At 61.6% G+C, this 24,639-nt stretch carries 22 protein-coding genes; 12 read left to right on the forward strand and 10 right to left on the reverse strand.

Going from position 1 to position 24,639, the window contains the following annotated elements; all coding sequences use genetic code 11:
* Positions 1–5 precede the first annotated feature (5 nt).
* The 4 genes from ABYA88_RS04130 to ABYA88_RS04145 all read left to right on the forward strand — a co-directional run bounded on the left by ABYA88_RS04130 (position 6) and on the right by ABYA88_RS04145 (position 4,143).
* A complete protein-coding gene (locus ABYA88_RS04130; protein WP_373185619.1) occupies positions 6–1,142 on the forward strand; it encodes an ABC transporter ATP-binding protein in 1,137 nt (378 codons plus the stop codon).
* On the forward strand, positions 1,139–2,044 hold the full coding sequence (locus ABYA88_RS04135) for an ABC transporter permease subunit (RefSeq protein ID WP_373185620.1): 906 nt from the start codon (positions 1,139–1,141) through the stop codon (positions 2,042–2,044). The genes ABYA88_RS04130 and ABYA88_RS04135 overlap by 4 nt, the downstream gene beginning before the upstream one ends.
* Positions 2,041–2,910, forward strand: coding sequence for an ABC transporter permease subunit (locus ABYA88_RS04140; protein ID WP_373185621.1), 870 nt, complete (start codon positions 2,041–2,043; stop codon positions 2,908–2,910). The genes ABYA88_RS04135 and ABYA88_RS04140 overlap by 4 nt, the downstream gene beginning before the upstream one ends.
* 108 nt (positions 2,911–3,018) lie before the next feature.
* A complete protein-coding gene (locus ABYA88_RS04145; RefSeq protein WP_373185622.1) occupies positions 3,019–4,143 on the forward strand; it encodes an aminotransferase class V-fold PLP-dependent enzyme in 1,125 nt (374 codons plus the stop codon).
* Between the two features lie 98 nt (positions 4,144–4,241).
* Here ABYA88_RS04145 and ABYA88_RS04150 read toward each other — a convergent pair whose 3' ends face one another.
* From ABYA88_RS04150 to ABYA88_RS04160, 3 genes are all read right to left on the reverse strand, one after another.
* Positions 4,242–4,958, reverse strand: a complete 717-nt coding sequence (locus ABYA88_RS04150) for a VC0807 family protein (protein WP_373185623.1) — start codon at positions 4,956–4,958, stop codon at positions 4,242–4,244.
* A gap of 94 nt (positions 4,959–5,052) precedes the next feature.
* Complete coding sequence (locus ABYA88_RS04155) at positions 5,053–6,030, reverse strand: calcium/sodium antiporter (RefSeq protein ID WP_373185624.1); 978 nt, start codon at positions 6,028–6,030, stop codon at positions 5,053–5,055.
* Between the two features lie 85 nt (positions 6,031–6,115).
* The gene (locus ABYA88_RS04160; protein WP_373185625.1) at positions 6,116–7,813 is read right to left on the reverse strand and encodes a long-chain fatty acid--CoA ligase; all 1,698 of its coding nucleotides are present in this window, start codon (positions 7,811–7,813) and stop codon (positions 6,116–6,118) included.
* Between the two features lie 196 nt (positions 7,814–8,009).
* Here ABYA88_RS04160 and ABYA88_RS04165 point away from each other — a divergent pair, with 196 nt between their 5' ends.
* Entirely contained in the window at positions 8,010–9,257 is a 1,248-nt protein-coding gene (locus ABYA88_RS04165; RefSeq protein ID WP_373185626.1) for an efflux RND transporter periplasmic adaptor subunit, read from the forward strand.
* Positions 9,254–12,388: an efflux RND transporter permease subunit gene (locus ABYA88_RS04170; protein ID WP_373185627.1), complete on the forward strand. Its 3,135-nt coding sequence runs from the start codon at positions 9,254–9,256 to the stop codon at positions 12,386–12,388. Before ABYA88_RS04165 ends, ABYA88_RS04170 begins: the two co-directional genes overlap by 4 nt.
* A 75-nt stretch (positions 12,389–12,463) precedes the next feature.
* On the opposite strand, the gene ABYA88_RS04175 is transcribed toward ABYA88_RS04170, so the two are convergent.
* Entirely contained in the window at positions 12,464–13,381 is a 918-nt protein-coding gene (locus ABYA88_RS04175) for an SPFH domain-containing protein (RefSeq protein ID WP_373185628.1), read from the reverse strand.
* Between the two features lie 57 nt (positions 13,382–13,438).
* Positions 13,439–13,900: an NfeD family protein gene (locus tag ABYA88_RS04180; RefSeq protein ID WP_373185629.1), complete on the reverse strand. Its 462-nt coding sequence runs from the start codon at positions 13,898–13,900 to the stop codon at positions 13,439–13,441.
* Positions 13,901–14,122: 222 nt separating this feature from the next.
* On the opposite strand from ABYA88_RS04180, the gene ABYA88_RS04185 reads away from it, so the two are divergent.
* The 5 genes from ABYA88_RS04185 to ABYA88_RS04205 all read left to right on the forward strand — a co-directional run bounded on the left by ABYA88_RS04185 (position 14,123) and on the right by ABYA88_RS04205 (position 18,410).
* Positions 14,123–15,196, forward strand: a complete 1,074-nt coding sequence (locus ABYA88_RS04185) for a transporter substrate-binding domain-containing protein (RefSeq protein WP_373185630.1) — start codon at positions 14,123–14,125, stop codon at positions 15,194–15,196.
* A gap of 239 nt (positions 15,197–15,435) precedes the next feature.
* A complete protein-coding gene (locus ABYA88_RS04190) occupies positions 15,436–16,365 on the forward strand; it encodes a triacylglycerol lipase (RefSeq protein WP_373185631.1) in 930 nt (309 codons plus the stop codon).
* Positions 16,366–16,431: 66 nt separating this feature from the next.
* Positions 16,432–17,418: a lipase secretion chaperone gene (locus ABYA88_RS04195; protein ID WP_373185632.1), complete on the forward strand. Its 987-nt coding sequence runs from the start codon at positions 16,432–16,434 to the stop codon at positions 17,416–17,418.
* Positions 17,419–17,527: 109 nt separating this feature from the next.
* A complete protein-coding gene (locus ABYA88_RS04200; protein ID WP_373185633.1) occupies positions 17,528–17,767 on the forward strand; it encodes a hypothetical protein in 240 nt (79 codons plus the stop codon).
* Positions 17,757–18,410, forward strand: coding sequence for a DUF3047 domain-containing protein (locus tag ABYA88_RS04205; protein ID WP_373185634.1), 654 nt, complete (start codon positions 17,757–17,759; stop codon positions 18,408–18,410). The genes ABYA88_RS04200 and ABYA88_RS04205 overlap by 11 nt, the downstream gene beginning before the upstream one ends.
* A 6-nt stretch (positions 18,411–18,416) precedes the next feature.
* Here ABYA88_RS04205 and ABYA88_RS04210 read toward each other — a convergent pair whose 3' ends face one another.
* Genes ABYA88_RS04210 through ABYA88_RS04220 form a run of 3 tightly spaced genes read right to left on the reverse strand, consistent with a single transcriptional unit; the run spans position 18,417 to position 21,554 of the window.
* On the reverse strand, positions 18,417–18,755 hold the full coding sequence (locus ABYA88_RS04210) for a YdbL family protein (RefSeq protein WP_373185640.1): 339 nt from the start codon (positions 18,753–18,755) through the stop codon (positions 18,417–18,419).
* A gap of 17 nt (positions 18,756–18,772) precedes the next feature.
* Entirely contained in the window at positions 18,773–18,964 is a 192-nt protein-coding gene (locus ABYA88_RS04215; RefSeq protein WP_373185635.1) for a YnbE family lipoprotein, read from the reverse strand.
* 28 nt (positions 18,965–18,992) lie between these two features.
* A complete protein-coding gene (locus ABYA88_RS04220) occupies positions 18,993–21,554 on the reverse strand; it encodes a YdbH domain-containing protein (protein WP_373185636.1) in 2,562 nt (853 codons plus the stop codon).
* Between the two features lie 167 nt (positions 21,555–21,721).
* Between ABYA88_RS04220 and ABYA88_RS04225 the strand changes: the two genes are divergently transcribed.
* Positions 21,722–23,218 carry a phospholipase D-like domain-containing protein gene (locus ABYA88_RS04225; RefSeq protein WP_373185637.1) on the forward strand — a complete coding sequence of 499 codons (1,497 nt, stop codon included), beginning with the start codon at positions 21,722–21,724 and terminating at the stop codon, positions 23,216–23,218.
* Positions 23,219–23,237: 19 nt separating this feature from the next.
* Here the strand turns inward: ABYA88_RS04225 and gabT are convergent, their stop codons facing one another.
* Positions 23,238–24,509, reverse strand: a complete 1,272-nt coding sequence (gabT, locus tag ABYA88_RS04230; RefSeq protein ID WP_373185638.1) for a 4-aminobutyrate--2-oxoglutarate transaminase — start codon at positions 24,507–24,509, stop codon at positions 23,238–23,240.
* A 35-nt stretch (positions 24,510–24,544) separates the two neighbouring features.
* Positions 24,545–24,639 (reverse strand): hypothetical protein (locus ABYA88_RS04235; RefSeq protein WP_373185641.1); only part of this gene is annotated, 95 nt, incomplete at its 5' end.

The following is a 24,639-nucleotide window of genomic DNA, read 5'->3' on the forward strand; positions in this document are numbered from 1 at the left end:
ATATTATGGTTGGTGCAGCAGGAGCCATGAAACAGGCAATGGCCAAGGCCGAACCCGACGAATTTGTGCGTATCGACCGGATCAGCAAGCGCTTTGACGACGCCCTGGCGGTCGACGATGTCAGCCTGACCATCAACCGCGGTGAAATCTTCGCCCTGCTCGGCGGCTCGGGATCGGGCAAGTCGACCCTGCTGCGCATCCTGGCCGGCTTCGAGCGCCCCAGCGAAGGCCGGGTATTCCTCGACGGTCAGGACATTACCGACCTGCCGCCATACGAACGTCCGATAAACATGATGTTCCAGTCCTATGCGCTGTTTCCGCACATGACGGTCGAGCAGAACATTGCCTTCGGCCTCAAGCAGGACAAGCTCAGCCGGGCGGAGATCAACGCGCGAGTCGCCGAGATGCTCAAGCTGGTGCACATGACCGAGTATGCCCGGCGCAAGCCCAACCAGCTATCGGGCGGCCAGCGCCAGCGCGTCGCCCTGGCCCGCTCCCTGGCCAAGAGCCCCAAGGTGCTGCTGCTGGATGAGCCGATGGGTGCGCTGGACAAGAAGCTGCGCTCGCAGATGCAGCTTGAGCTGGTCGAGATCATCGAGCGGGTCGGCGTGACCTGCATCATGGTCACCCACGACCAGGAAGAGGCGATGACCATGGCCCAGCGCATCGCGATCATGCACCAGGGCTGGATCGCCCAGGTCGGCTCGCCGATGGATATCTACGAGAGCCCGGCCAGCCGGCACGTGGCCGAGTTCATCGGCAGCGTGAACATCTTCGAAGGCCAGCTGATCGCGGATATGGAAAACCACGCGATCATCGAATGCGCCGAACTGGACCGGCCGATCTACATCGGCCACGGCATCACTACCCGTGTGCAGGACAAGAACATCACCTACGCGCTGCGTCCGGAGAAAGTCTGGGTGACGGTGGAAAAGCCCGAGTCGGAATACAACTGGGCCCATGGCGAGATCCACGATATTGCCTACCTGGGCGGCCACTCGGTGTTCTACATCAAGCTCGCCAGCGGCCATATCGTGCAGACCTTCTTTGCCAACTCCGAGCGCCGGCTGCCACGCATGACCTGGGAAGACCAGGTCTATATCAGCTGGGACGATGACAGCGGGGTAATCTTATCCTCATGAAAACCACGCTCTCGCGCCTGTTGCCCAGCGGCCGCTTCTGGGTAATCAGCGTTCCCTACCTGTGGCTGTTCCTGTTCTTCCTGCTGCCCTTCGCCATCGTGCTGAAGATCAGCTTCTCGCAGGCAGCCATCTCGATTCCGCCCTACAGCCCGCTGCTCGAATATGCCGAGCAGTCACTTACGGTGATGGTCAACCTGGGCAACTACATCTTCCTCAGCGAGGATTCCCTGTATCTGGCCGCCTATCTGGGCTCGCTCAAAATCGCGCTGATCTCCACGATCGTCTGTCTGCTGCTCGGCTACCCGATGGCGCTGGCAATTGCCCGCGCCCCGAGGGAGAAGCAACTGGTCTACCTGCTGTTGGTAATGATGCCGACCTGGACTGCGATCCTGATCCGGGTGTATGCCTGGATGGGCATTCTCAGTACCAACGGATTGCTCAACAACTTTCTGATGTGGGCCGGGCTGATCAGCTCGCCGATGGAGATTCTCAACACCAATACAGCGGTATATATCGGTGTGGTCTACGCCTATCTGCCATTCATGGTCTTGCCGCTGTATGCCAACCTGGTCAAGCACGACAATAGCCTGCTCGAGGCGGCCATGGATCTGGGCGCCGGCCGGCTCAAGGCCTTCTGGAAAATTACCGTGCCGTTGTCGAAAACCGGCATCATTGCCGGCTCGATGCTGGTATTCATCCCGGTGGTCGGCGAGTTCGTGATTCCCGAGCTGCTCGGCGGGCCGGAAACCCTGATGATCGGCAAGATCCTCTGGCAGGAATTCTTCAACAACCGCGACTGGCCGGTGGCCTCGGCGCTGGCGATCATCATGCTCGCCGTCCTGTTGATACCGATCATATTCTTCCATTACAACCAGTCCCGGGCAATGGAGAAAAACGCATGAGCAAGCGCCCCGATTTCTCCACCGTTGCACTCTGGGCAGGCCTGGCATTCATCTACATACCCATGGTGATCCTGGTAATCTACTCGTTCAACGCCTCACGTCTGGTGACGGTGTGGGGTGGCTGGTCGATCCACTGGTATGTCGGCCTGCTGGACAACACCCAGTTGATGAATGCGGTCAAACGCAGCCTGCAGATCGCCTTCTATACCGCCTGCGCCGCGGTGGCCCTGGGCACTCTGGCCGCATTCGTGATGACGCGGATCAAGCGTTTTCGCGGCCGCACGCTGTTCTCCGGTCTCGTCACTGCGCCACTGGTGATGCCCGAGGTGATCACCGGTCTGTCGCTGCTGCTGCTGTTCGTATCAATGGCGCAGCTGCTTGGCTGGCCGGCCGAGCGCGGCATCATGACGATCTGGATCGCGCATACCACCTTCTGTACTGCCTATGTGGCAATCGTGGTCAGCGGACGCCTGGGCGAGCTGGATCAGTCCATCGAGGAAGCGGCAATGGACCTGGGCTCGCCGCCGTGGAAGACATTCCTGTTGATCACGGTGCCGATGATTGCACCCTCGATCGCGGCCGGCTGGCTGCTCTCGTTCACCTTGTCACTGGACGACCTGGTTCTCGCCAGTTTCGTCTCCGGTCCCGGTGCGACCACCCTGCCGATGGAAGTGTTCTCGGCGGTACGCCTGGGGGTAAAACCGGAGATCAACGCGATCGCCAGCGTAATCCTGCTCGCGGTCGGTCTGTTTACCCTGCTGGCCTGGTTCCTGGTGCGCAGCGCAGACAAGCGCAGTCGCATTCCGCCGCCCGAAGACGACGAGCAGGTGACCTGGCACTCGGTCATCGAGAGCCGCAGGAGCTAGCCAGAGAGGCACAATCGGGTGACAAATCGGTTAGGATAACGCCTTTGATCACGCCGGCCCCCAGAGGGGCGCCGGCGTTACCTGACGCTTCCAAAGGAGAAACCCAACGTGTCCAGCCTGGTTCCCACCATTGATCCCGATGGTCTGCTCGAATACTCCGTGGTCTTCACCGACCGCTCGCTCAACCACATGTCCGCTGCGTTCCAGCAGGTCATGCGCGACATCTCCGGCACCCTGAAAGACGTCTATCAGGCCGCTGGCGTGGTGGTGGTTCCGGGCGGCGGCACCTACGGGATGGAAGCGGTCGCGCGTCAGTTCGCCCAGGACAAGCGCTGCCTGGTGCTGCGCAATGGCTGGTTCAGTTATCGCTGGAGCCAGATATTCGAAATGGGTCGTCTGCCCGCTGAAGAAACCGTTCTGAAAGCGCGGCAACTTCAACCCGGGGACCAGAGCCCGTTCACCCCGGCGCCAATCGACGAAGTGATCGCCGAGATCCGCGCCAACAAACCCGATCTGGTGTTTGCCCCGCATGTGGAAACGTCCTCCGGCATCATGCTCAGTGATGACTACCTGCGTGCGGTGGCCGATGCGGTGCACGAGGTCGGGGGGATGTTCGTACTCGATTGCATTGCTTCGGGCACCGTCTGGGTCGACATGCGCAACTGCGGCGTGGACGTGTTGATCAGCGCGCCGCAGAAAGGCTGGAGCGCCTCGCCCTGCAGCGCGCTGGTGATGCTAAGCCAACTGGCACTGGAGCGTATTGAAGGCACCACCAGCAACAGCTTCGCCTGTGACCTGAAGAAATGGCTGAACATCATGCAGGCCTATGAAAATGGTGGCCACGCCTATCACGCGACCATGCCCACCGACGCATTGCGCCAGTTCCGCGACACCATGCTGGAAACCCGTGACTACGGATTTGACAAGGTCAAGCAAGAGCAGCTGGCCCTCGGCCGCTCAGTGCGCGCACTGCTCAAGGAGAAGGGCTTTCAGAGCGTGGCCGGCGAAGGTTTCGAAGCGCCCGGCGTGGTGGTCAGCTATACCACCGAAGACAGCATCCAGAACGGCAAGGCGTTCGGTGCCCACGGTTTGCAGACTGCCGCCGGCGTGCCACTGATGTGCGACGAGCCGAAGGGCTTCAAGACCTTCCGCATCGGCCTGTTCGGTCTCGACAAGCTGCACAACATCGAGCGCACGGTAGGTAATCTGAGGAACGCACTGGAAGCGATCTAACCCGCCAATCCGAATGTCTGCGCCAGGCACGAGCGGCGCAGATTATTCTGTCTTGAGCCAGGGCGCAGGCCGGTTTGCTACCGCTGGTGACTTGCCGCTCAGCCCTTCTTCTGCTGCACCATGATCTCTTCCATCTTCAGCCCGGTCAGGCCATGGATGGTGCGCCACAGATAGACCATGATCAGGATCATCATGATCATTGTCGGGATCGCAATCATCGGATAGCTGATCAGGGTCATCTGCCCCAGCTCCTCGTTGAAGGCCTGGGTGCCGGACGGACTGACGACGATCCATTTGGCCAACACGTAGTTCATGCACGAAGAAAAGAAGAAAGTGCCAGCCAGAAAGTAGGTGGCCTTGAGCAGACGCAACTCGAAGATGTCCACCAGCCCGCGCTGCGACAGCCGGTCGTGGACCAGATCCACGTTGAGCACCTTGGGGTTGTAGAGAATGGTGCGGATCAACGGATACTTCGTTTTGGTCGATACCAGTACGGCGATGCCGATCGCACCCGGCACCGCCGCTTCCTTGATTGCCAGCCACTGCGGATCGAGCTTCATCAGACCGATACCTCCGGTCAGGAACACACTGATCAGACCCAGCAGCGCGATGAAGTTGAACTTGCGATAGCGGATCAGCTCGAACAGACCCCAGCCCAGCGGAAACGCCAGCGCCAGAACCAGCGCCTGGTTGGCTCCCAATTGCTCGGGGCCGCTGAATTTCATCAGGATGACCGAAGGAATCACGATGCTGACCAGCAGGTCTACCATCGGGCGCGGTTTGTGAACGGGTCTGGCGCGGGTTGCTTCTGTCATAGGTTTCGGCAATGCTCGATTGGGTTCGCCGCCATGATACATGGCGGCGGCGGCTCGGCTCCAATGGATCCGACCGACAGTAGCGGCAGCCTGATCAGACCGCCGATATGATGGTCCAGGCCAGGTAACCGGTATAACAAACGTAAGCCGTGACCAGCGCCGAGCCTTCCAGGCGATTGATACGACCCGCACGCTTTTTCGTCGTCATGGCCATCATCAGCAGGGCTACCGTCAGTACGAACATCACCACCCAGTCGCGATACAACACCACCGACTCGACCGCCAGCGGCATGATGCCCGCTGCTATACCGACCACCGCCAGGGTATTGAACAGGCCAGAGCCGATCACGTTGCCCAGCGCCAGGTCATGCTCGTTCTTGCGGATCGCCGCGAGCGCGGAGGCCAGTTCCGGCAGGGAGGTGCCGATGGCAACCACCGTCAGACCGATAATAAGGTCACTGACGCCCAGGCTCTGTGCGATATAGACGGCACCCCAGACCAGCACCCTCGAGCTGATGATCAACAATACCAACCCGACTACCAGCCAGATCAGCGCCCGGCGCAGCGGCATCGCATTGGCCTTGAGTTCGGCGTCGTAATCGACGGCCAGGGCGTCGCCCCGGCCGCGCATGCCCTGCATGATGGACCAGCCCATCAACAGGAAGAACGCGCCCAGCAGCACCCAGGCGTCGTTACGGCTGAGGCTGCCATCGATCAGTTGGTAGCCCGCCAGCAGCGTCACCACTAGCAGGATCGGCAACTCCTTGCGCACTACCTGGGAATGCACGTTGATCGGGCTGATGATCGCCACCAGGCCGATAATCAGCGCGATATTGGTAATGTTCGAGCCATAGGCATTACCCAGCGCAAGACCGGGATTGCCCTGGGACGCGGCCAGCGCGGAAACTACCATCTCCGGCGCCGAGGTGCCGAAACCGATAATCAGCATACCGATCAGCAGCGGGGGCATGCCGGCGTGAGTGGCGGTAGCCGAGGCGCCGTCGACAAACTTGTCGGCACTCCAGACCAGCAGGACCAGACCGGCGACAATGGCAAGTAGAGCTAGCAACATGATCGGTAACACCTCTGGCTGAAACGATGGGGCGCATTATCCGCTAAAGCCCGCGCGGATAATAGGGCAGCGCCCCGTCATACACTCAGCCGGCGCTGGTGGCCGCGGCGCGCTGACGCTCCTCTTCGACCAGCTCCTTCTTCGAAAGTTTTCCCACTGGCGTGCGCGGCAATGCATCGCGGATTTCCATCGCCTGAAGGCGCTCATGCTTGCCCAGCCGCGGCTCAAGGAAAGCCTGCAGCGCGGCGAAATCGAATTGCTCGGCGCCGGACTTGAGCTTGATGAACGCCTTCGGCGCCTGGCCTCGATAAGGATCGTCAACGCCGATCACCGAGACTTCCTCTACCGACGGATGCTCATAGATGGCCTCCTCGATGGTGCGGGGGTAGACGTTGTAACCGCTGCACAGAATCATGTCCTTGGTGCGGTCGACTATATAGACCCAGCCGTCTTCATCCATGTAGCCGACATCCCCTGTGCGCAGGAAACCGTCTGCAGTCATCGCCTCGGCCGTGGCATCCGGTCGCTTCCAGTAGCCGGCCGTGACGTTGGGGCCATCGATACACACCTCGCCACGCTTGCTCACCGGCATTTCGCCGCCGGAACCATCCAGCGACATGATGCGAATTCGCGATCCAGGCACGGGCAAGCCACAGGAACCCGGATGCGGCTCGGCTTCCTTCGGCGTGAAAGTGCCGCTGGTCGTGGTTTCGGTCATGCCCCAGCCTTCGCGCAAGGCGCACCCGGCGACATCCTGGTAGCGCTGTTGCACGTCGATAGGCAGCGGCGCACCACCGGAGTTGCACATCTTCAGCGAGGTCAGGTCCAGCTCACTGGTCAGCGGATGCGCAAGCAAGCCGATGAACATCGTCGGCACGCCGGGGAAGGTAGTGATACGGCTGTCGGCAATTTCACGCAACACGGTTTCGGCATCAAAGCGCGGATGCAGATAGACCTCGGAGGCCAGGCGCAAGCTGAAGATCATGTTGATCATCAGTGCATAGATATGAAACGGCGGCAGCACTGCCAGCACCCGCTCCTGACCCGCCTGCAGCGAACTGTCGAGAATCGCCTCCAGCTGCGCGCAGGAACCGGTGATATTGGCGTGGGTGAGCATCGCACCCTTGGGCGCGCCGGTAGTGCCGCCAGTGTATTGCAGCACCGCCAGTGCGGTACGTGGATCATCAATCGGGTAGGCAGTGAAGTCGCCGGCGTTGTCGAGGAGTGCACCGAATGCATGACAGCTGTCGTTGTATGCCACTTGCGCGGATGGCCCCAACTGACCAGCCTGAGCTTCGCTTACGGCGCCGCAGAACTCAGTCAGGCGCCCGACCACCAGGGTCTTCAGCCGGGTGGTATCGAGCAGCGTTACCATCTTCGGATAGAAGGCAGCCAGATCGAGCGTAACCATGATGTCGGTTTCGCTGTCCTCGATCTTGTGCGCCAGGGTGCGCTCGGCGTCCAGGGGAGAATAATTGACCACCGTGCCACCCGCGCGCAGCACGCCCAGGAAGGCGATGAAATAATGTGGACAGTTGGGCAGGTAGATACCCACGTGCACGCCAGGCCGCACGCCGAGATCCTGCAGGCCGCGGGCGAAGCGTGCCACCAGCGATTCGAGCTGCCGATAGGTCAGCTTGTGGCCGAGAAAATCGATGGCAGGATTGTCCGGATAGTCGCGTACTGCCGCTTCCAGCAGCTCCGAAACCGGCCGCAGGGCCAGCGGCGCATCCCATTTGACGGTCTCCGGATAGGATTTCAACCAGCGCATTTCAGTATTCACGATCCACCTCTCCCACTATTGTCTTTATGCGGTAAAGCTACCCGTTGGCTGCCGCGACGGGAATACAAATCCACCCGCCATATATCCGGTCATATCCCGAGGCGGACGGGGCAACACTCTTTTGCAATTGCAGCCCTTGCCCCGCCCAGCCAGCACAGGCTATACAGGGCAGTTACATATCCCGCAGAGACTCGCTATGCGCAAGCGCCTGGTTCCCGTTCTTATCATTGTGGTCGGCATTATCGGTTTCATCCTGCTCAAGGCCACCCGTTCGGAGCCCGAGCCGGTTACGCCCCAGGAGCGCACCTGGCGCGTGGAAACGCTGCAGGTTGACCCCGAGGCGCGCCAGCCTAGCCTGACGCTGTATGGCCAGCTGGAATCACCGCGGCGCTTTACCGTGGTGGCTCCGATGACTGGACGTATTGACCAGCTGCCGGCGCGCGATGGCCAGACCGTCGCCGAAGGCGAGCTGCTGGTCGCCCTGGATGAGCAGGACATCGAACCGCGGGTACGGCAGGCCGAGGCTGACCTGGCCGACGCCAGGGCGCAGCTCAGTCGCGAGCGCATCGAACACGCCAATGATCAGAAAGCGCTGACACTGGAGCGGCGTATTCTGGAGAACGCGCGCAAGGGCCTCGGCCGCATCGAACAACTGGTAGAACGCGAACTGGTGTCACGTACCGAACTGGAAAGCGCGCAGGATCTGGTTGAGCGTGCTGCGCTCACCGTTGCGGTGCGCCAGCGCAGTATCGAAAGCCACGAGGCCCGTCAGGCTGCGCTGCAGGCGCGATTCGAACGCGCCCAGGCAACCCTCGAAACGGTGCAGCGTGATGCCAGGCGCAGTCGCTTCATCGCGCCATTCGATGGCGTGGTCGCCGGCGTTCAGGTGGCCAGCGGCGACCAGGTGAGCAACAGCCAGGCCTTGATGGACTTCTACCCGGTCGAGGCGCTGGAGCTGCGCGCCACGTTACCCCAGATTCATGCCCTGGACTTTACCCGCGCCCTGGCCGCGGGCCAGACACTGGTGGCTCACACCCTGGAAACCACGCCGCAGCTGAGCATGACCTTGCAGCGCATTGCCGGGGAAGCCGATGCCACGGGAGTGGAGGCGATCTTCGTGCTCGACCAGCCCGCACCCGGCCTGCGCCTGGGCAATCTGCTCGCCATCAGCGTACCCAAACCGGCTGCACCCGAGAGCGCCGCGCTGCCGTATAGCGCCCTCTACGGCAACCGCACGGTGTATGCGCTGGAGGACGGCCGCATGAGCCGCATCGACGTCGAGCGTATTGGTGAAACCCTGATGGATAACGGTGAGCGCTGGTTGCTGGTGCGTTCGCCCGAACTGACGCCAGGCACCCAGGTCATAACCACCCATCTGCCCAATGCAATGCAGGGGCTGAAAGTGGATACCACCGCACCGAATCAGGCGGAGTCGGCGCAATGACCCGTCAGGCCAGCCCGATCGGATTTTTCGTACGCCACAAGGTCGCCGCCAACCTGGTCATGCTGGTGATGCTGATGGCCGGTGTACTCGGCCTGATGCGCATGAACATCCAGTTCTTTCCGACCTTCGCGCTGGACTTCGTCACCGTGCAGGTGGTCTGGAGTGGCGCGGCCGCCGAAGACGTCGAGCAGGCGATCACCCAGCCGCTGGAGCAGCGCCTGCGCAGTCTGGAAAATCTCAAATCGATGACCTCTACTTCGGCCCAGGGCATTTCCAGCATCACGCTGGAATTCAATGAGGATGCCGATTCCATTGTCGCGGTGGACGACACCCGCCAGCGCGTCGACGAATTTCGCAATCTGCCCGCCGATGCCGAGGAACCCAAGGTATCGCGCGTCGCCCGTTACGACCCGATCGCGACCCTGCTGGTATTCGGTCCCTATGCCGATCACGAACTGCGCGCGCTGGCCTATCGCTACGAGCGCGACCTGCTCAGCCGCGGTATTGACCGAATCGTGATCAACGGGCTGCCGAGCCAGCAGATCAGCATCGAGGTGCCGAACCGGCAGCTGCAGCAACTGGGCATGTCGCTGGATCAGATAGCTGATCGCGTAGCGGCAGAATCACGCGATCTGCCAGCCGGCCTGGCCGGCGAGCAGGATGCGGCCCGGGAGCTGCGGGCCATCGAGCAACGCCGCGGACCGGACGAGTTTGCCAATCTGCCGGTTACCCTCGGCGGCATCAACTACGTGCGCCTGGGTGACGTCGCCGATGTGCGCCAGGAGGCGATGCGTAATCAGGTGCTGCTCAATCACCAGGGCTATCCGGCGGTGGAATTGGTCCTGCAGCGGGCCGAGGACGGCGATTCACTGGAGTCGGCGCAGATTCTCAATGACTGGATTGACGAGGTGGAACCGACACTGCCCCCCGGAGTAAGCATCAGCGTCTACGACCAGGCCTGGCAATTGATCAATGATCGTATCGGTCTGCTGGTGAACAATGGCATTGGCGGCCTGGCCCTGGTGCTGCTGCTGCTTTATCTGTTTCTGCCCGGTCGCGTCGCGCTCTGGGTGGCAGTAGGCATACCCACCGCGTTTCTTGCCGCGCTGGGCGTGTTCTGGCTGATCGGCGGCTCGATCAACATGATTTCACTGTTTGCACTGATCATGGCGCTGGGGGTGATCGTCGACGATGCGATCGTGGTCGGCGAGGATGCCGACGCGCACTTTCGCAGCGGGGAAAACCCCGACTATGCCTCCGAGGGCGCTGCTGACAGGATGCTCTGGCCAGTGGTTGCATCCTCGCTCACTACCGTGGCGGCGTTCATGCCGTTGCTGGTGGTCGGCGGAATCTTTGGCAATATCCTCGGCGATATCCCGGTGGTGATGATCTGCGTGCTGATCGCTTCGCTGCTGGAGTGTTTCGTCGTGCTGCCCCACCACCTGCGCTCCGCCTTCGAGCCCGCCGTGGCCTCGACCGGAACCAGCCTGCTGCAACGCAGCGGGCGGCGGCTCGATGGCGTGCGCCAGGGATTTGATCGGCGCTTCGACCGGTTTCGGCAGGGACGCTTTCGCGACCTGTCCGAGCTGACGCTCAGGCACCGCAGCGCCACGCTCGCCTGCGCGCTGGTCAGCATCATCCTGACCATCGGCCTGATCAGTGGCGGACGCATCGGCTTCAGCTTCTTCCCCACGCCCGAACCACAGGTAATCTACGCCAACGCCAATTTTGTTGCCGGCACCCCGCGTGCCGAGGTCGACCGTTTTATCGACCATCTGCAGGAGAGCCTGAACGCCACGGAAGAGGCGTTCGACACCCGGATGATCGAGAATGCGATCGTTCGTCGTGGCGAGGCAATCGGCTCCTCGGGGGCGGGTCGCACGGGTGATCAGCTCGGTTCGATTCTGGTCGAGCTGGTATCCCCGGATAACCGCGAGATCCGCAACACCGAATTCATCCGCGCCTGGCGCGAGCGCATCCGGATGCCGGCCGGCATCGACCAGCTGGTGATTACCGAGCGAACCTCCGGTCCGCCAGGCAAGGACGTCAACGTGCGCCTGACTGGCGATAGCCCTACCCAGCTGAAAAAGGCGGCCGAGGAGGTGGGTGTGATGCTCGGCGGCATCGAGGGCGTCATCAGCACCCAGGATGACATGCCCTGGGGACGCGAGCAGCTGGTCTACAGCCTGACGCCTTACGGCCAATCGCTGGGCCTGAGCACCCAGAGTCTCGGCCGACAGCTGCGCGCAGCCTATGACGGACGCCTGGCGCAGATCTATCAGCAGCAATCGGATGAGATCGAGGTGAGGGTGCAATTGCCCCGAGAGGAACGCGAGCACCTGTCGAGTCTCAATGCTCTGGCGATTCGCCTGGACGACGGCCGTTTCGTGCCGCTTAGCCAGGTCGCCGAATTCGACAGTCGCCAGGGATTTGATGCGCTGCGTCACGCTGAGGGCCGGCTTGCGGTGGAGGTGACGGCTGATCTGGATCCGACCCAATCGACTGCCGGCGAGGTGCTTGCCAGCCTGCAGGAGACGCTGCCGGCGCTCGCCACCCGACATAATGTGCGCTACAGCTTCGAAGGCCGCTCGGCGGATCAGCGCGACACCCTCGCCGACATGCGCACAGGGCTGATCATTGGCCTGCTGCTGATGTATGCGGTGCTGGTCTGGGTATTCTCGTCCTGGACGACGCCGCTGATCGTGATGGCGGTGATTCCGCTGGCACTGGTCGGCGCTCTGCTCGGCCACTGGGTGATGGGCCTGAACATGACCATTCTTTCACTCTTTGGCCTGTTCGGCCTCTCGGGAATAGTGGTCAACAACTCGATCATTCTGGTCAGCTTCTACCAGCGCCAGCGAAAGGCCGGCATGGCCATCAACCAGGCGCTCAATGAAGCGGTGGTGCAGCGTCTGCGCGCGGTACTGCTGACATCGCTGACGACCATTGGCGGCCTGCTGCCCCTGCTGTTCGAGACCTCGTTGCAGGCCCAGTTCCTGATTCCGATGGCTACATCGATTGCGTTCGGGCTGGGCTTCTCTACCGTGCTGGTGCTGTTCGTGATTCCGGCACTGCTGTCAGTGCTCGAAGGTTTCAAGGAACATCGTCAGCCGCTACCGACAAGTAGCTAGAAACGCAGAAGCCCCGCAATGGGCGGGGCTTCTGGTTTCAGTATCTCAGCTGCGCAATGCAGCGCTGGATGATACCTACTTGACCGTTTCCATGGTCTTGGTGATGGCCGCTACCGCTGCACCGATATTGCTCAGTTCAGCCGGCAGGATCATCGTGTTGTTGGTCTTGGCCAGCTTGCCGAACTCACGTACATATTGTTCCGCCACGCGCAGCGCTACGGCATCCTTGCCGCCCTGGGTATTGATTGCCTCAGCCACGCGGCGCAGACCTTCTGCTGTCGCCTCGGCGATCAACTCGATCTCGCGGGCACGACCTTCGGCCTCGTTGATCTGACGCTGCTTGTCAGCTTCTGACAGGTTGATGGTTTCCTGTTTCACACCCTCGGACACATTGATCTTGGCTTCCCGTTCGCCTTCGGACTGGGCGACCACGGCGCGACGCTCCCGCTCGGCGCGCATCTGCTTTTCCAGCGCATCGAGAATGGTAGCCGGCAGTTCGATGTCGGCGATTTCGTAGCGCAATACCTTCACGCCCCAGGGCTTGGCCGCTTCGTCGAGCGCCAGCACGACCTGGGTATTGATGGTTTCGCGCTCCTCGAAGGTCTTGTCCAGCTCGATCTTGCCGACCACCGAACGCAGGGTGGTTTGCGCCAACTGCATCGCCGCGTAGCGGTAATCATTGATGCCGTAACTGGCCAGCTTGGCGTCAACCACCTGAAGATAAAGTACGCCGTTGACCACCACCTGGATGTTGTCCTTGGTCACGCACGCCTGGCTGGGCACGTCTATCGCCTCTTCCTTGAGCGTGTGCTTGTATGACACCCGGTCAACGAAGGGAACCAGGACGTGGAAGCCCGCCTCCAGCGTCTTGGCATATTTGCCCAGACGCTCGACGATGAATGCCGATCTTTGCGGCACGATGCGTGCGGTTTTCGCTAAGGCTATGATCACCAGAGCCAGAATGGCCAGTGAAATCATTGTCGTAATATCCATATCAGATACTCCATATGAGAGAAAATGGGTTTAACGGGAAGGCAGAGCTGGCACTGCTCAGGACTGTTGCCGGGTAACCTTGAGCACAATGCCGCGGTGGTCGACTACTCGGGCATGCTCACCCGCGCGCAGGGCGTCACTGGATTCGGCATCCCACTTCGCGCCGTTGAGCAGCACGTCACCAAAGCCATCTGAGAAATCGGTCAGCACCTCGACCCGGGCACCGATAAATCCGGCGTCGTCCTGGTCGGCGGAGGCGAGATCTTCCTCGCTACCCTGCAACCAGCGCTTGAAGTGCCTGCGCAGACCGAATAACGCCACCAGGCTGAAGGCGGCGAAAAGAATCACCTGCACTGCACTGGTCTCGACCACGCCAAGCAGCGTCAACAAGCCGACCGCCAGCGCCCCGATACCGAAAAAAGCGGCTATCAGACCCGGGAAGAAGAATTCGGAAGCCAGCAGCGCGAGGCCGAACAGCAGCCAGAACGCGTACCCGTTGATAAAAGTGCTCTCCAGCATGATCCAGCTCCTGTGCAGCGATTGCGCCGTCGCCAGAGATTAACAGATTGCGTAACGCGAAACCTTGCGATCACGTTACCGATCTATTCGCGCGCGCCCGAAAAGCAGGGTTCCTTGCCTTCTGGTCGAGACAGGGCTGGCCCTACCAGGAACCACCCGGACCGGCGGTAGTCATGCAGGTAGGGTTTGCTATGCTGTCGCAAAGCCATAGGGAATCCGATCATGCTCCACAACCGCTGCGTCATTGTTATTCTAGCTCTGCTGCTGAGCCTCTCCTTCCAGACCAGTGCCCAGACCCAGAGCACGACAATGCGTGTGGGTATCACCCAGGTGCCGCCCTTCGTGATGACCAATGAGGAGGGCGAGTGGGAAGGCATCAGCATCGATCTCTGGCGTACCATTGCCGAAGAGCTGGAGCAGGAGTATGAATTCGTCGAGCTGAGCTTCGACCAACTGCTGCAGAGCGTTGAGTCCGGCAATGTCGATGTTGCCGTCGGCGCGCTGACCATGACTGCCGACCGCGAGTCGCGCTTCGATTTTGCCCATCCGTTCTATCAGACCGGCCTGTCAATTGGCGTGCCGCACAATCCCGGCGGCGGTCTCTGGCAGAGTTTGCGTGCGCTCTTCTCCTGGCAATTCGCCAGCCTGATAGCCAGTCTCGGTCTACTGCTGCTGGTCGTTGGAGTGCTGCTGTGGCTGGTGGAACGCCGGCGCAATCCCGAGCAGTTCGGCGGCACCCCGATCGAAGGCATCGGCTCCAGCTTCTGGTGGGCTGCGGTTACCATGACCACTGTCGGTTACGGCGACAAGGCGCCCACCTCGCTGCCGGGCAGACTGATTGCGCTGGTCTGGATGTTCGCCGGCTTGATCATGGTCGCGAGCTTCACCGCCGCGATCACGTCTTCCCTGACGGTCAGCAATCTTCAACGTCAGATCGAAGGCCCCCAGGACCTGCCCGGCAATATCGTCGCGACGATCGCCAATACCGCCAGTGAACGACACCTGCGCGAAGAACGTATCCGCCGCGAAACCTATCCCGACCTGACCTCGGCGATGCAGGCAGTACTCAACGGAGAGGTTGATGCGGTGGTCTATGACCGGGCTCTGATGCAGTATCGCAACCAGCAGTTCGGCAACCAGCGGCTGGACATTCTGCCCGCCGTGTTTGAACAACAGCTTTACGCTTTCGCCCTGCCCAGCGACAGCCCCTACCGGGCCGCGATCGCGCAGCAGGTGCTGCAGGCTACCGAGTCCCCGGAGTGGCAAGCGGTGCTCCAGCGCTACCTCGGCCGCTGAAGAACTCATTCCAGCAGGCAGGCCGCATACTCTGAATTACCATTCATCGGATAACCTGAATGAATGATAGCGAAGCAGAGCTATCGACCTGATGGTCACTAATCGGATGCATTAGTCAGTTCGGTGTTAGGCCGGCCTCACCTTCTTCTACTGTAACCCGCTGTCTATGCTGCTTCAGCGATATGTCAGATGTTGTCGCCTACAAGAAAAACAATGTTTCAAGACACAGGACACAAGCTATGCACAGAAGAACCCGGCTATCCATAGCCCTGGGTATTGTTGCCACCGTGGCCATTTGCGCCCCGGTCCAGGCGAGCTACACCCAGACCAAATATCCCATCGTATTGACCCACGGCATGCTCGGATTCGACAAGCTGCTGGGCATCAACTACTGGTACGGCATTCCCTCCGCACTGCGCAGCGGCGGGGCGACTGTCTACAGCACCTCGGTGAGCCAGCTCGATACCTCGGAAAAGCGCGGCGAACAGCTGCTCACTCAGGTCGAGAACATTGTCGCGATCACCGGCAAGAGAAAGGTCAATCTGATTGGTCACAGCCATGGCGGACCAACCATTCGCTACGTTGCCGCTGTGCGCCCGGATCTGGTCGCATCGGTTACCACCGTGGGGGCGCCGCACAAGGGCTCCAAGGCTGCAGACTTCATCCGCAATGTACCCGAAGGTTCTGCTGGTGAGGCCATGCTGGCAGGCATCATCAACGGCCTGGGCTCGCTGATCAACTTCCTGTCCGGCAGCAACACGACCAGCCCGCAGAATGCACTGGGTACGCTGGAGTCGCTGAACTCCGAGGGTGCAGCGCGTTTCAATGCGCGCTTCCCCCAGGGCCTGCCGACCAGCTCCTGTGGTCAGGGCGCCTACTCGGTCAATGGTGTGCGCTATTACTCCTGGGGCGGCACCAGCCCGCTGACCAATGTCTTCGATGTGTCCGATGTACTGCTTGGCGCTACCTCGCTGACCTTCGGCTTCGAAGCCAATGACGGCCTGGTTGGCCGCTGCAGCTCGCATCTGGGTATGGTCATCCGCGACAACTATCGGATGAATCACCTCGACGAAGTCAACCAGATGTTCGGTCTGACCAGCATCTTCGAGACCAACCCGGTATCGGTCTACCGCCAGCACGCCAACCGGCTGCGTAACACCGGCCTGTAAGCCTGCGGCCGGCTCGCCAAGAGCCGGTCGTCGTGTTTCGATCATTTCAGACTGCATGGAGCGTCGATGCGATCATTGATTTATGTACCTTTCCTGGCCGCAGCACTGCTGCTCGGCTGGCATTATCTGGCACCCGAACCCCAGGCCTCAGCTACGACCGAGCAAACACCACCCGCACCGTCCTCGCCCGACGTTCCGCTGGTTCTCGCGAAGGCCAGCGCCAATAACACGAATGCGGCGCCTGTTGCGCCTTCACTGCAGGGCACCCATGTCGATGGCATGCTCGAGCTCGATCACAAAGGCAATCTGCTGGTCACCGAGCAGATCCGGCACCTATTCGACTACTTCTATACCACCGTCGGCGAGATCAGCTTCGAGCAGGCCAGCGCCAACATCCGTCAGCACCTGGCAGGTCAACTGCAGCAACCGGCACTGGCTCAGGCACTGGGCCTGCTGGATGACTACATTGCCTACAAGACCGCGCTGGTCGAGCTGGAGCAGGCCTTTCCGGTCATCGCTGATATCGACGGGCTGCGGGGCCGCGCCGATGCGGTCCAGCGCCTGCGTGCCGGCATTTTCAGTACCGAGGCACACCAGGCTTTTTTTGCCGCAGAAGAGGTTTTCAACAGTTTCAGCCTGGAGCGTCTGGCAATCATGCATGACGCCAACATCCCCGACGCAGACAAGGGCGCAATGATCGAGGATCTGCGCAATAGTCTGCCGCAGGAGATGCAGGACCTGCTGGTGCCACAGATTCACCAGGTACTGACCGACCAGACCGAAACCCTGCAGGCCGGCGGCGCCGATGCCGGGCAAATCCGTGAGCTGCGAATGTCACTGGTCGGACCCGAGGCAACCGGTCGGCTCGAGTCGCTCGATGCTCAACGCCAGCAATGGCAACTGCGGGTGGCCGAGTTCGGTGCCGAACGCCAGTCAATTATCGAGCATCCCGGACTCGCCGAGGTCGACAAGCGACGGGCAATAGAGGATTTGGCGGCGCAGCGTTTCGCACCAAACGAACGGCTGCGCCTGACATCCCTGCTGAGTGAATAGAGCACAGCTGCCTGCGCGAGCGCGGACAGACCCTGATACAGCTTGCTCCGACAATTGACTCGCGGCCGACGCATACTGGAATGAATGCTCAATCTGAAGGAGCAAGCCAATGCGTGCTGACGAATTTTTGAAAAAGTACGGCCTCGACGGCGATGACGACAACCTAAAGGACACCAGCCTGCGCGGCAAATCCCTGGAGCGCGCCCTGCACCCGGGTATGCCGCATGCCGGCACGCCGCATGACTGGGAGGACTGGGAGAAGTTCCAGGCCGAGGAGCGTGCCCGTGCGAACAACCCGGCTGCCGACGATCCTGATGGCACACCGTCTGGAAAAACCGATGACAAGTGATCTTCATCCGCCATCGGCGTCACTGACCAGCGTCCTGCTAATGGTTTTCTGCTCTGCCGGCGCGAATGCGGCAGCCGTCATCCAGCCTGCCGACATGCTCAAATGGGAGCGCCGCGACTTTGCCCAACCGACTGACTACAGTCTGCGCCAGCGCGACAGTCAGACCCTGCTCCAGGCCCAGTGCCGGGATGCAGCATCGGCCCTGTACATGGAGCAAGCCATCGATCTACGCGAGACGCCCATCCTGGAATGGTCATGGACGGTAGACAGGGTATTTGACAATATCGACGAAACCCGAAAGAGCGGGGACGACTATCCGGTGCGGCTATACGTGGTCAAGGATGGCGGCTTGCTGGCCTGGCGTACCCGCGCGGTGAATTATGTCTGGTCCAGCAGCCAGCCGGTGGGCGCAGTATGGGAAAACGCCTATGCCAGCCAGGCGCAGATGCTGGCACTGCGCAGTGGCGCGCCACCAGTGTCCACTCCGGTGACCGAAAGGCGCAATGTGCGCGAAGATTTTCAACAATTGCACGGCGTTGAGCTCGATTCCATAGACGGTCTGGCCATCATGACCGACTGCGACGACAGCGGACAGCCTGCCACCGGCTGGTACGGTGACATCCGCTGGTTGCCGCAGGACTGAACGACCCTATTTGGGCATCCAGACGCCGTTGAGCTGAATATACTGGCCAGGAGGGGTACGCTCGATCGCCTTCTTGCCGGCGATCGCCTCGACGTCACGCAGCTTGATACCGTTTTCCTCGGCCAGCCGCTGGTATTCTGCACGTCGCGCCGCGTTGATCTGCCTGGCAATGTCCGCAGCATCGCGCTGCGGCGTTACCACACCTACATAACCGTCCGGACGCTCGCCCAGCACCCCGGCAGCCTTGGCTGCGGGTAACGCACCCATCGCCTGATTGAGACTCATGGACCAGGCCGGCGCGCTCAGCAGTAATGCCGCTGCCAGCAGAAAAAATCGGATACTCATGCGCATGTCATGATCCTCTAGAACAAGCCACTGGATTCGCTGAACATGTCATCCAGCTCGCGATCTACCTTGATGTAGATTTCGTGCTGGATCTTCACATTCAGATTGATGTTGATCGGCTCGCTGGGAGCCTGGACCTTGACGGTAGGGGTACAGCCCGCCAACAGTCCGATCGTCAGTGCCACAACCGGTAACAGATGCCAACGCATACTGGTGATTCCTTCGGATGATGGGGGTTCACGGATCCGCGCGCTGTTGCAACAGGCGCTGCCTGACCCGCTCCTGGATAACCTCGCTGACCTTCCCGCTCAGCTGCAGACTTGCCAGCAGCGCAGGAATATCCTCTTCCAGTCGAATATTCAGATGAATCGGCCGGCCGTCCTGCACCGCCGGATTGCGTCCCTGCAACTCCAGACCCAGCACGAGTATACCCCCTTCGCGATAAGTTACATCGGCAGCAAGCAGATCGTAGTGGAAATCATCCAGCGCCTGCGCCACCTGGCGCATACCAGGAGCACTCTCAGCGAGATTCTTCAGCTTCTCCGAGCGGTACTTGAGAAATCCGCCGGGGGCCCGCGCATCCAACTCGCCTTCCTCGATAACCAGTTCACCGTCGACCAGTGTCACCGGCAGACGACCATCCAGCGTACCCCGTCCTTCGAGTCCCTCGGCAGGGTAGGCCGCAAACAGGCGGTCGAGCTCCACGCCCCGGATGTCCAGCACCAACGCGTGGCTGGCAGAGGACAGGTTCAGCACCGCAGGCTCCACTAAGACCTGGCCACCAAGCACCTGCACCTGCGCATGCTCGATCCTCAGCAACCCGGCCAGAAGCCGCTCCAGATGAGCAGCATAACGCAGGTCCACACTCAATGGCCCCATGGCTACGCCCGGGTCCAGCGTCTCGAGCGTGAGCGCCGGCATGTCCAGTTGCAATCGGTCTCCGGCCAGATCGATATCCATCCGGGTACTCAGCCCCTGGAAAGCCATCCGGTCATAGATACCGGCGGCGCCGTCCAGTTCCAGCCAGCCACTGGCCCGCTCCAGCCCTGCTGCACCGCGCAGGCTGATCTGGCCGAGCAGGCGACCTCTACTTAGCGCCAGCAGCTCCGGCCAGCCAGCCAGAGTAGTTGACAAGGGGTCACCGGCGCGCAGGAAGGCCGGCTCCAGCTCTACATCCATGCGCCATGCCTCCTCAGCCGGCCAGGCAAACGCGACCTCAAGCGCCAGATCGCTGGCAGCAGCCACCGAGCCCTGCCAGCTCAGGCTGTTCGGCTCACGCGTCAGCGTTCCCTTAACAGTCCAGGCCTGTGGTTTGAAAAGGGGATGCTCGACGCGACTGGCGCTGATGGTCAGCGGGCCCGCTGCGCCGATCGCTGTTGGTTCGGCCAGGGGTATCTGCAGCGCCAGCCCGGAGAGGTCGGCGCGCACGCCGCTCAACGCCATCTGATCCGGCGCCTGTATGCTGGCCAGGCTGATGCTCGCTCCCTGGCCCAGCCGGAGGTCCAGCTGCTGCTCATCGACACTGCCGCTCAGCTGCCAGTCGAGGCCGAGCTGATGCAATTGCAGCGAAGCCAGATCCAGGCGCTCGGCAGCCACTTGCAACTGCAACTTGTCCCACTGCGCCTGCCACTGCGGCTGAGAAACCACTGCGACTGGTCCTGCCAGAGTGGCCTCCACAGATCCCGTTGCCCTGGCCTCAACAATCAGCGGCAACCGGCGGCTCCAGGCCAGCTGGCTGTCCGCCTGCGACTTCACGTCGAGCTCGACAGTCTGCGGTCGGATCTCGGCAGGCAGATCCAGCAGTGCCGGCAGCAGTGGCTCGCTCAAGTGCAGGCGGGCGTGGCCCTGACGTAGTTGCCAGAGGCCGTCATCGCCCAGCAGATCAATCGCCGCTTCACCTTCGACAGCGCCCAGGTCGGGAATGTGCCAGGCATCGGCCAGGGCCAGATTAGCGCGGATTTCGACACTGCCGGCAAGCAGACCTGCGGCCGTTTGCGGGCGGCCTGCTGGTTCGAGCAACCAGCTGACCTCGGCGCTGAGCCCGGTCGGCAGCGATTTCACCGCCGGGTTTGCGCTACCCAGCCAGGGCTGCGCATAGGCCAGCAGCCAGTCAGCCCGCGGCCAGTCCGGCACCGTCAGAACGCCCTGAGAGCGTGGCGCCGAATCCCCGTATAACCATTGTGTCTGCAAGCTTGCCGCCGGATTGGCGTCAAGCTGCAAGTTCAGATCCGCTTCAAGGCCTGCCGCATCGCTGCGCAGGTAGCCATCCAGCGCGATGCTGCCTTGTTCTGCCAGAAGCTCGAGCTGCAATGCAAACCGGCCCGAGGCCTCCCGCGCGACAACCAGCCCGCCATTCAGCGTGCAGCGACGGATACCGCAGGGCAGATGAATCTGGATACGGGGTATGGCCAGACGTTCTGCAGGAAGCCACTGCAGGGTCGCGGCCAGCTGTTGCAGATCGGGCATGCCGATATCGCGATTACCCGGCAGCCCTACCAGGGGCTGCCAGTCCAGCTGCAGCTCTTGCGCCTGCAAGACTGCCAGATGCGGACCACCGGCCCAGCCCGGTTCGAGCTGCAGGGCCCGCAGGTCGATCTCCAGCCGGGCTCCGACCGCATCGGTATGCCGGGCCGACAGTTGCTCCACCCGCAGCGCGCCCCCGGCCCAGCCGAGCCCCTGCCAGGCAAGCTGATCGATGCCGGCCGCACTCAGACTGTGCCGCAGCAGCAGGAACGCGGCCAGCATCAGTATCAGCAACAGGGCGACAATTGCCGCCAGCAGACGAACACCCCAACGCATGAAAGCTATTCTCCCATCAAGCTCGGCCGACAAAACCCCTGGTAGCGGGTATTCCAGCGACTACCCTATACTGCCGCCTGATGCAGCGCCCGCTATTGTCGATAGCAGTCTACCGCACCCGCCGGCGCCTCCAAGCCTGCCAACAACAGACCAGCAAAGAGTCCGCAATGTCCAGCCCAACGCAGTCCGACCTTCCGCCCCCTGGCGCAGCAGAAAATACTCGCCGGCCAGGAGGCACCAGGCATGCGCTGTCAGGCGTACTGCTGACTTTGCTCCTTGCCTGGCTGCTGATGGGTCTGTTTCAGGCCTATCAGCCCTTGCCGAAGGGTCTTGCCATCAGCGCACCATTGCGCGGGGGCGAAAAACTGCAACTGCTGGATGACCGTACCTTTGTCGACACCAGCGGTGAGCGGGTCAGCGACCAGCAGATTTTCGAACAGATACTCGGGCTGCTGGCTCAGGCGCGCCAACTGATCGTAATGGACATGTTCCTGTACAACGAGTTCGCTGGCGACGCCAGCTACCAGCCACTCACCGATGATCTTACCAGCGCGCTGCTGGCGGCCCGGCAGCGCCACCCCGACATGCCAATCGTGCTTATTACCGATCCGTTCAATACGCTGTATGGCGGACTTCCCGCTCCGCATCTGGACAGATTACGCAGCGCCGGCGTCGAGGTAGTGATGTCCGATGTCAACCAATTGCCGGCGTCCAATCCGCTCTGGTCCGGCCTGTGGCACATCTGTTGCCGACACATCGGCAACAGCACCGAAGGCGGCTGGCTACCCAACCCGGTCGGCGAAGGCAAGGTCACACTGAGAAGCTACCTGGCGCTGATGAATTTTCGGGCCAACCACCGCAAGACGCTGGTAGTGGACGAAGGCGACAGCTGGGCCGGACTGGTCACCTCAGCCAATCCACATGATGCCAGCAGCCGCCACAGCAATAATGCGCTGCTGTTTCGCGGTGCCGCAGCGCTCGACTTGCTGGCTACCGAAATACCGGTGATGGCATTCTCGGCGGCGGCACCGGCGATCAAATGGCCGCGCCCACCGCTTGCCAGCCAGAATCTGGAAGGCCCGCTGGTGCAGGTACTCACCGAGGGCCGGATACGCGATGCGCTGCTGAAGCTGGTCGACAGCAGCGAGCCGGGTGACCAGCTCGATATGGAAGTGTTCTACCTGTCGCATCGGCCGACCATCGAAGCACTGGTGCGCGCCAGTCAGCGGGGCGTCACGGTGCGTGCGTTGCTGGACCCCAACAAGGACGCCTTCGGGCGCAAGAAAAGCGGCATGCCCAACCGCCAGGCTGGCTGGGACCTGCACGCGTCCGGGATTGCCGTGCGCTGGTGCGCCACACGGGGCGAGCAGTGTCACCGCAAATGGATCCGGCTGGACCGGGCCGATGGCAGCGCGGAAATGATCATCGGCTCGGCCAACTTCACCCGTCGCAACCTGGACAACCTGAATCTGGAAACCAGTGCGCGGGTAATCGCCGACCGGGATGCGCCGATCATGCATCGCGCTCGCAGCCTGTTCGAACGCAACTGGAGTAATCCGCAGGGCGACCTTTACAGTCAACCCTATGCGGACTTCGCCGACCATACGCGCTGGCGCTATTGGCTGGCACGCTTCATGGAGTTCAGCGGCCTCTCGACCTTCTAGGGGACGCCTGGGGCTGCTTTCACAGCTCCTTGAAACAGGCGGCGATTATATCCATGCCCTGCTGTACCTCGGGGTCGGTCGCGGTCAATGGCACCAGAATGCGAATGACGTTGCCGTACTGACCGCAGGACAGCAGGATCAGGCCGTTTTCCCGCGCCAGCGCGACCAGCTGGGCAGCCAGCAGCGGGTCTGGCCGGCAGTTGCTGTCAAACAGCTCGCACGCCATCATTGCGCCCAGCCCGCGCACCTCGGCAATACGCTTGTCGTCCTGCGCAATCGCACGCAGACGTGAGCCGATCATTTCACCCAACGCGCGGCTGCGAGCCAGCAGATTTTCCTCCTCGAACACCTCGAGCACCGCCAGGGCGGCCGCGCAGGCGACCGGGCTCCCGGCGTAGGTGCCGCCGAGACCACCCGGTGCGATGGCGTCCATCAATTCTGCCTTGCCGCACACCCCGGCCAGCGGGAAGCCACCGGCAATCGACTTGGCAAAGGTGGTCAGATCCGGCGCCACACCGCTCTGTTCCATCGCGAAGAAGGTGCCTGTGCGTCCAGCACCGCTCTGCACCTCGTCTGCCACCAGCACGATGCCATGCAGGTCACAGAGCTCGCGCAGCTGCGCCATGAATGCCGGACTGGCAACGTAGAATCCGCCCTCACCCTGCACCGGCTCGATCACGATCGCGGCGATGTCGCGTGGCTCGGCATCATTCTTGAATATTCGCTCGATGCTGGCGATCGCATCGGCATCACTGATTCCGTGCAACGAACAGGGAAACAGCGCGCGATATACACCACCGGGCATGAGGCCCATGCCTGCGGAGTAGGGCGCAACCTTGCCATTCATCGACAGGGTCATCATCGTGCGACCATGGTAGCCGCCGGTGAACGCAATCACGCCGGCCCTGCCGGTAGCCGCGCGGGCGATCTTGACCGCGTTCTCCAACGCCTCGGAACCGGTGGTGACCAGCAGCGTCTTTTTCGCGAAATCCCCCGGCACCAGTGCGTTCAACTTTTCGCACAGCGCCACATAGGGCTCGTAGGCCAAGACCTGGAAACAGGTGTGAGTGTAATGCTCAAGCTGGCGTCTGACGGCATCCATTACCTTCGGATGACGGTGACCTGTGTTGAGCACGGCAATGCCTCCGGCGAAGTCGATATACTGGCGCCCCTCGACATCCCAGACAGTGGCATTTTCCGCGCGTTCGACAAACACCGGATGGATCTGGCCCACCCCCCGGGCAACCGCCGCATGACGGCGCTGCATCAGGGATTCATTCCTCTTGCTCATGGCTCACCTCACACACAGTCAGATGAAGACCCGGGTCAGATACCGCCCAGGCACAGGTATTTTATTTCCACGTACTCTTCAATCCCGTACTTGGAGCCCTCACGGCCTAGACCGGACGACTTCATGCCGC

It is taken from the genome of Halopseudomonas sp., assembly GCF_041579695.1.
Classification (GTDB): Bacteria; Pseudomonadota; Gammaproteobacteria; order Pseudomonadales; family Pseudomonadaceae; genus Halopseudomonas.

Bases quoted from the DNA above. Each gene is read 5' to 3' on its own strand.
- ABYA88_RS04165 (WP_373185626.1), top strand. From the start codon at position 8,010: ATGCGCAAGCGCCTGGTTCCCGTTCTTATCATTGTGGTCGGCATTATC.
- ABYA88_RS04225 (WP_373185637.1), top strand. From the start codon at position 21,722: ATGTCCAGCCCAACGCAGTCCGACCTTCCGCCCCCTGGCGCAGCAGAA.
- ABYA88_RS04220 (WP_373185636.1), bottom strand. From the start codon at position 21,554: ATGCGTTGGGGTGTTCGTCTGCTGGCGGCAATTGTCGCCCTGTTGCTG.
- ABYA88_RS04215 (WP_373185635.1), bottom strand. From the start codon at position 18,964: ATGCGTTGGCATCTGTTACCGGTTGTGGCACTGACGATCGGACTGTTG.
- ABYA88_RS04140 (WP_373185621.1), top strand. From the start codon at position 2,041: ATGAGCAAGCGCCCCGATTTCTCCACCGTTGCACTCTGGGCAGGCCTG.
- ABYA88_RS04175 (WP_373185628.1), bottom strand. From the start codon at position 13,381: ATGGATATTACGACAATGATTTCACTGGCCATTCTGGCTCTGGTGATC.
- ABYA88_RS04195 (WP_373185632.1), top strand. From the start codon at position 16,432: ATGCGATCATTGATTTATGTACCTTTCCTGGCCGCAGCACTGCTGCTC.
- ABYA88_RS04185 (WP_373185630.1), top strand. From the start codon at position 14,123: ATGCTCCACAACCGCTGCGTCATTGTTATTCTAGCTCTGCTGCTGAGC.
- ABYA88_RS04170 (WP_373185627.1), top strand. From the start codon at position 9,254: ATGACCCGTCAGGCCAGCCCGATCGGATTTTTCGTACGCCACAAGGTC.
- gabT (WP_373185638.1), bottom strand. From the start codon at position 24,509: ATGAGCAAGAGGAATGAATCCCTGATGCAGCGCCGTCATGCGGCGGTT.
- ABYA88_RS04180 (WP_373185629.1), bottom strand. From the start codon at position 13,900: ATGCTGGAGAGCACTTTTATCAACGGGTACGCGTTCTGGCTGCTGTTC.
- ABYA88_RS04150 (WP_373185623.1), bottom strand. From the start codon at position 4,958: ATGACAGAAGCAACCCGCGCCAGACCCGTTCACAAACCGCGCCCGATG.
- ABYA88_RS04135 (WP_373185620.1), top strand. From the start codon at position 1,139: ATGAAAACCACGCTCTCGCGCCTGTTGCCCAGCGGCCGCTTCTGGGTA.
- ABYA88_RS04190 (WP_373185631.1), top strand. From the start codon at position 15,436: ATGCACAGAAGAACCCGGCTATCCATAGCCCTGGGTATTGTTGCCACC.
- ABYA88_RS04210 (WP_373185640.1), bottom strand. From the start codon at position 18,755: ATGAGTATCCGATTTTTTCTGCTGGCAGCGGCATTACTGCTGAGCGCG.
- ABYA88_RS04205 (WP_373185634.1), top strand. From the start codon at position 17,757: ATGACAAGTGATCTTCATCCGCCATCGGCGTCACTGACCAGCGTCCTG.
- ABYA88_RS04130 (WP_373185619.1), top strand. From the start codon at position 6: ATGGTTGGTGCAGCAGGAGCCATGAAACAGGCAATGGCCAAGGCCGAA.
- ABYA88_RS04200 (WP_373185633.1), top strand. From the start codon at position 17,528: ATGCGTGCTGACGAATTTTTGAAAAAGTACGGCCTCGACGGCGATGAC.
- ABYA88_RS04155 (WP_373185624.1), bottom strand. From the start codon at position 6,030: ATGTTGCTAGCTCTACTTGCCATTGTCGCCGGTCTGGTCCTGCTGGTC.